The sequence below is a fragment of the Capnocytophaga sp. oral taxon 380 str. F0488 genome (assembly GCF_000318255.2).
GTDB classification, from domain to species: domain Bacteria; phylum Bacteroidota; class Bacteroidia; order Flavobacteriales; family Flavobacteriaceae; genus Capnocytophaga; species Capnocytophaga ochracea.
Genome location: NZ_KB291220.1, coordinates 1 through 5,860, shown reverse-complemented (window position 1 = coordinate 5,860; position 5,860 = coordinate 1). Strand labels below are relative to the sequence as shown.

Annotated in this window: 3 protein-coding genes; all 3 read right to left on the bottom strand. The window is 41.3% G+C overall.

Features of this window, described 5'->3' with window-relative positions; genetic code table 11:
* Positions 1–77: 77 nt before the first annotated feature.
* Entirely contained in the window at positions 78–509 is a 432-nt protein-coding gene (locus HMPREF9078_RS08765) for a septal ring lytic transglycosylase RlpA family protein (RefSeq protein ID WP_009420346.1), read from the bottom strand.
* An 89-nt stretch (positions 510–598) separates the two neighbouring features.
* Positions 599–2,002 carry a PorP/SprF family type IX secretion system membrane protein gene (locus HMPREF9078_RS08760; protein ID WP_009420345.1) on the bottom strand — a complete coding sequence of 468 codons (1,404 nt, stop codon included), beginning with the start codon at positions 2,000–2,002 and terminating at the stop codon, positions 599–601.
* A gap of 9 nt (positions 2,003–2,011) precedes the next feature.
* On the bottom strand, positions 2,012–5,302 hold the full coding sequence (locus tag HMPREF9078_RS08755) for a gliding motility-associated C-terminal domain-containing protein (RefSeq protein WP_009420344.1): 3,291 nt from the start codon (positions 5,300–5,302) through the stop codon (positions 2,012–2,014).
* Between the last annotated feature and the right edge of the window lie 558 nt (positions 5,303–5,860).

The following is a 5,860-nucleotide window of genomic DNA, read 5'->3' as shown; positions in this document are numbered from 1 at the left end:
AGCAATTCTGATAAAGAATTGCTCTTTTTTTGTTTGCTTATTTCTAATAATGCAAAAAAAATAAGGAGTTTTACTCCTTATTCTACAATTTCTATATCTACTTGTATCAATCCTTTGTTTTTATTGTCTGTGATTTCCATAAAGGCGCGTTTAGAGAGGTCGAGCTCTCTCCCTTTGGTAAAGGGACCTCTATCAGTAACAGTAACAACTACTGATTTTCCATTTATGCGATTGGTAACCTTTAGTTGAGTACCAAAAGGCAACGAGGGGTGTGCCGTGGTGAGCTTACTATTGCTAAATACAGCCCCACTAGCAGTTTTTCTTCCATTGAACTTATCGTGATAATAGGTAGCTGTTACATTCGTCTTATATATGCCTGTCTTTATATTCGCAGTTTTTGTAGCTGCTTTTTTTCCGTGAGGATATCTATGGCTATCTACAGTGCTACAAGCCTGTAAAACTAATAGTCCTATAAGGCATATTGCTATTTTCAAAAAGTTACTCTTCATATATTTTCTTTTTTAGTTTATGTTTCTTTCCTAGAAGTAAACGATGCTTTACTATTGCAAAGCATCGTTTTTATATTACTTAAAATGCTTTATAAGTTACCTACTTTTAGTACCCAAATGTTAGAGTTTTTAAATTCAGGACGTTTCAGCAAGTTGAGCAATGTTTCACCTGCTTCTCCGCGCGATTCATAAGCTCTATCAATATAGATATAGTGCATACCATTTTCTTTATTTTTAAATGTGAATACTTTGATACCTAAATTCTCTATATCTCGTCTCATTTGGTAAGCTCCTTTAGGATTTTGGAATACTCCTGCAATCACATAATAGCCTTGTGCTATACCCTCTATTTTTGGGTCTTCTACCACTCTTATGCGCTTGTCTAATTCTTCTTGAACAGTAGGTGTTTTAGTTGTTGTTTTAGGAGTTTCTACCGTAGGTGTTTTTGTTTCTGTTACCGTAGGAGTTACTACCTTAGGCGTTGGAGGTGTTACCACAGTAGGTTCAGGAGGAGTGGTCTTAATTGGTTTCTTAATGTGATGTTTGCCACCAAACTGATAAGAAACTACCACATCATAACTACCACCCAATTCAGCTACATAGTTAGCAATGGTTTGTTCGTAGCCAAATCCTACGCTCAAGTGGTTAGTCACGTTGAAGCCTAAGCCACCGAAAGCTCCATATTTTTGGTCATAACCTGCGTAAGCCCAACCTAGAGGTACGTCCAACATCACGTTTCCGCCCATTTGAAAATTATCTTTGGTTCTTTTAGCTTTAGCATATATACTGAAAAAACCATCTTCTAAGAAATCACTGCGAGAATCCAACTCTTTGCGATACATCACGTGAGCGGTGAGCGACTTTTCATTAAAAGGCACTGCCATTTCTCCTGCCGAAAACGAATAGTCTAAGAGGTTCTCCGCGGTAATACCAAAATGCCAAAAGTTAAAGTTTACATCTACCCCTGGTTGTAAGTTGATGATACTCGTAGGTTTTGCATTCTCTATCAAGGGGTCTTGCACGTTTGCGCGCACTTTATTTCTGTCGATACTACTGCGAGCAAACGCTACGTTTAACCCTAAGCGCAAAAAGTTATCATCTGATATCTCTACTTGGTGTACGTAGTTCCCTAGTATACCTATATTGGCAAATATACCTGCTGTACGTTGGAAAACCAACCCATGTGCCATATTGTTGCCATCGTAGTAATCATTCTTTCTACCTGCATCACCACCCCACTTCTTGCCATAAGAGAGCCCAAAGGTATTGAACTTATCTTCCTTAAAGCCCATCCACTGGTTGCGATGAAAGAAGGTAATTTGCGACTCATTCTTGCTAAATATTGGAAACGCAGGGTTCATTAGGTAGGTGTTGTATTTTACAGCCGTATGTCCAGGCATTTCGTAGGGTAGGTAATTACCATCACTTTGTGCAAATAAAAACTGAACACTAAGTGCCAACACTGTTATCGTTATGTTATGTACTATCTTCATCGTCAATTCTTATTTAAGTATTGTAATGGTTCCTTTCTTATCCACGCTTCTCGTTTCGCCGTTTTCGGTAATCTCACCTTTGAGGGTATAGATATAGATAAGCGCACGCTTGCCAAGGTCATTGAAAGTATGCTCATCAGGCCAATTATTTTGGTAGTTGTTTGTCGAGAGTACTTCTTTACCTTCTTGTGAGTATATCGTTACCTTCACTTTCGGAGTGAGGTATACCGACGGTATTTCCCACTTATCGTTAATACCATCGCCGTTAGGAGTTACCACATTAGGCACTTCCACCACTTGATAGATATTCAGTTCAAAAGGCAATATGTTCTCGCCTGCTGCCACGCACGACTCCTCTTTCAGTGTATAAGAACCCGACATATCCTCAGAGGTCACCTCCAAAGTTGTGCCGTATTTCACCGTGCCGTCGTCTTTTGTCCAGCTGAATTTATTACCCCCTTCGGCAACTAATCTATCACCTATACGCACGTCGAACTTGCGCTCTCGTGCTGTACTGGTTTGGTATACTTGTTTCACAGGAGCATTGCCTTGACTGTCGCGCATTAAACTCAATTTCAGACCGCCTACTTGGTAGTTCTTCACTTGTATATGAGCGCGTTTAGGGCAACCGCCGTTGTTAATTTCTAAATAGTATTCGCCTATTTCGTTCACGCTTGCCGTAGGGTTTTCACTGCCTATGGGAGTGTCGTTAGTGTAATTGGCACTCGTTACTTTCTTCCATACATATGAAAAACTATCGGCTACTGATGAGTTAGGGTCGAAGCTATCAGCAGCTACGGTAAGACTAATAGTACCTCCTTGACAAAGGAATACTGTTCCCTTCGCACCGTCAGCCGACGATATTTCAAAATCGGGGATAGGAGTAAACGCTACCGGTTTTTCGTCCGAAGTCTTGATAATCGTGCCATAACTAACCCGCACTGAATATTTAGCCGATTCTGAGTTGCCTGCGCGCGACACGACAAACTGCTGTCGGGTTTCGCCTGGCACATCGTTGCTGTCTTTTTGCCATTGGAAGTTAAAAAATTGGTAATCTATTTTCTTTACTTCCACCTGTTCTCCACTACTGCTCAGCTGTACAGTTATCTTTTGTACTTCAAGAGTAGTTTGCGTACGGGTTTCACAGTTGGTAGATGCTACCGTTCCTACTCTCACGCCTTTAATATCAGCAATGGTTTCAAAGTAAATAGGGGTAAGGCTGATACTTGTACCACAACTACCGCCATCGGTGATTTTTGCTTCGTATACGTCAGCCGATACAGGGGTATCAGTAACCGTGTATTCCACACCCGTAGCGCCTGCTATTACAGTGCCGTTTTTCTTCCATTCCACAGTCGGGTTGGTCATATTATGCGATATTTTCAGTACCGTAGTTTTTGCAGGGTAGTAAATCTCCCGAGTGTTCATATCTTCCGCCCAACGTGCTGTGATAACGGTACGCTTTGCCACTACCGAGTTGGACGTAGCGGGGCAACCTCCGCCCGTACTGCCTATGGTAGCGTAATACACTCCTGTGGTAGTTACCCCATATTCGGTCATTCCTACCCCTTGTGCTATTTGCACGCGGTCTTTAAACCAAGTGTAAGTAGCCGTAGGGTCGGCACCCGTGGTAACCGTGAGTGTATACACCTCTCCACAGAAATCCACATTGTCTACACTGTTGTTAATGCGCAACGCATTGCTGTCCTGCAACTGGATATCTAATACATTCGATTCAGGAATGGCAGGAAACCCCGAAGCCGTTATTTTCAAGCGGTATTTGCCGTTTTGGGTAGCGCTGTTAAGAGTGATTTCTTGCGTGGTGTTGATATCCGTAAAGGCACCGCCCGTTTCTCTTTGCCATTGGAAAGTGAAAAACGAATAGTCACTCGGGTCTATCGCAAGCTCAGTAGCGCCCGATAAGGCTGTAATTTTGTCTACCGTGAGGTCTATGCTGTTCGTCTCGCAAGGCTGATAAGAAGTTTTAGGCTTGATGCTCACCTTGAAGCTATCAGGGGCTTTGAGTTCGTACTCCTCTGTTTCTACCGTCGAGGCACAACTGCCCGTTTGGATTACTTGGGCTTTGTATTTGCCTGCGCTCGTTGCTACATAAGTATTGGCAGTTTGCCCCGGTACTTCCACCCCGTCCTTAAACCATTTGTACGAAGGATTTTGGGCAGTGGTGTTTACGCTGAGGGTACGCTGTTTGTTGGGTAACAATACATTGCCCCCCGTGGTAGTAATATTAGCTTTAATAGCATCTTTATGTTTTATCTCTATTTCATTGGAGCGCACATCGCAGGCACTGCCGTTGCCTATCTGCACGCGGTATTTACCCGGAAGATTATTGGGGGGCGACACCACATAGGTAGCCACCCCGTTAGTTTCGCCCAACTTAGTATTGTCGCGATACCACGTATAGGTCTCATTGCCCGCAGGAGTAGCAGTAAGGGTAAAGCTCTCTGAACTACATATCTCAGTAGCCGAACTACTCAACACCAACGATTGCCCTCCTCCTGCAACTCTTACAGAAATAAAGTCAGATTTTGATTTATTTTCACTACAATTACCACTATAGTCAATAGCAACAGCATAAGCACCTTGTTCGGTTACAGTTAGTTTAGGTCCTGTTTGGTTAGGAATAACTACACCGTGACCACTTCCTCCTACGGGTTTTTTATACCAAATATAAGTATAATCTGAAATATTAGTACTTCCTGTATTAGCAAAAATCTGAGAAACGGATAACTCTAATGATTGTCCAGGGCAAAGGTTTACATTACCAGAAGGAGTAGTCCTTAAAGCTTGTATAACATTCATATATGAGCCTTCGAAATATTGTTCAGAACTATTGTCAATAGTAGCTATTAACTCACTTGCAGGATTAGTAGAACGCACCCGAATACGATATTTCTTTCCATTTAAATTATTAGGGAAAGTTACATAGGCATCAAAGGTTTGAGCAGTATTTAAGGTACTTTTTGAAGGCCAAAAATTTGTATTTAGAGTTGGTAGGACAGTCGGGTTATTAAAACTTCCGTTTGCATCAGAAAGTTCGAATATATATTTATTATCTGCATTTGGTAAGGGGGGAGACCAACGCACCCTAACTCTAAAACCCGATTTATCGTTAGGGTTGTTAGGTTGAAGTTTTCCGTTGTTAGTAGCACTTGCACAAACAAAATAAAAATTTGTTTGTGCAGAAATTAATTTATTGTGCTGTCCTTGCACTCCTTCAATACCAAGGAAGTATAAAAGCAGAAAAACACTTATGTATTTAAAAAAATTGCTTACTTTCATTTTAAAATACGAATTAAAACATTGCTAAAAATACTATAAATCATACCCACTGGGTACTATACACGGTGCAAAGATACGAAAAAGAAATATCTACACAAAATTAATTGTCCATTTTTTTTACACTCTTCTGTTACCTTTACTCAATGTCCTTACCTGCTTTCTGTTATAACTCGCTGAAAATTATACACTTTTTACTATATAATCCCACTTCACATTCCCTATACCATCGCGCTACTCCTGTGAAATTTTAAGCATCAATTAAGAATCTTTTAAGAATGTTTAACGCAAAGCTTACGCAGGTAAAACCTAAAAGGTAAAACCACAAGCGGTATAATCCCCGTCTCTACATTCCCCCTTTGGAGAAAGCTAGGAGAGGTTTGTCAGCTTTTTCCAGCTTGTCCCCCTTCGGGGGTTCGGGGGCTTACCAAATAAGTAACTCGCTACATTTTCCCCTTTTGAAGATAGCCAGCGACAGCTGGGTATGTGCCCTGCGAGAGCGGAGTATGTGTAAAGAGGAATGTTATCCCCTATTGCCTATGGCCTAAGGCCTAGTGCCTA

Excerpts from the sequence above, each read along its gene's own strand:
- HMPREF9078_RS08765 (WP_009420346.1), bottom strand. The coding sequence starts at position 509 with ATGAAGAGTAACTTTTTGAAAATAGCAATATGCCTTATAGGACTATTA.
- HMPREF9078_RS08755 (WP_009420344.1), bottom strand. The coding sequence starts at position 5,302 with ATGAAAGTAAGCAATTTTTTTAAATACATAAGTGTTTTTCTGCTTTTA.
- HMPREF9078_RS08760 (WP_009420345.1), bottom strand. The coding sequence starts at position 2,002 with ATGAAGATAGTACATAACATAACGATAACAGTGTTGGCACTTAGTGTT.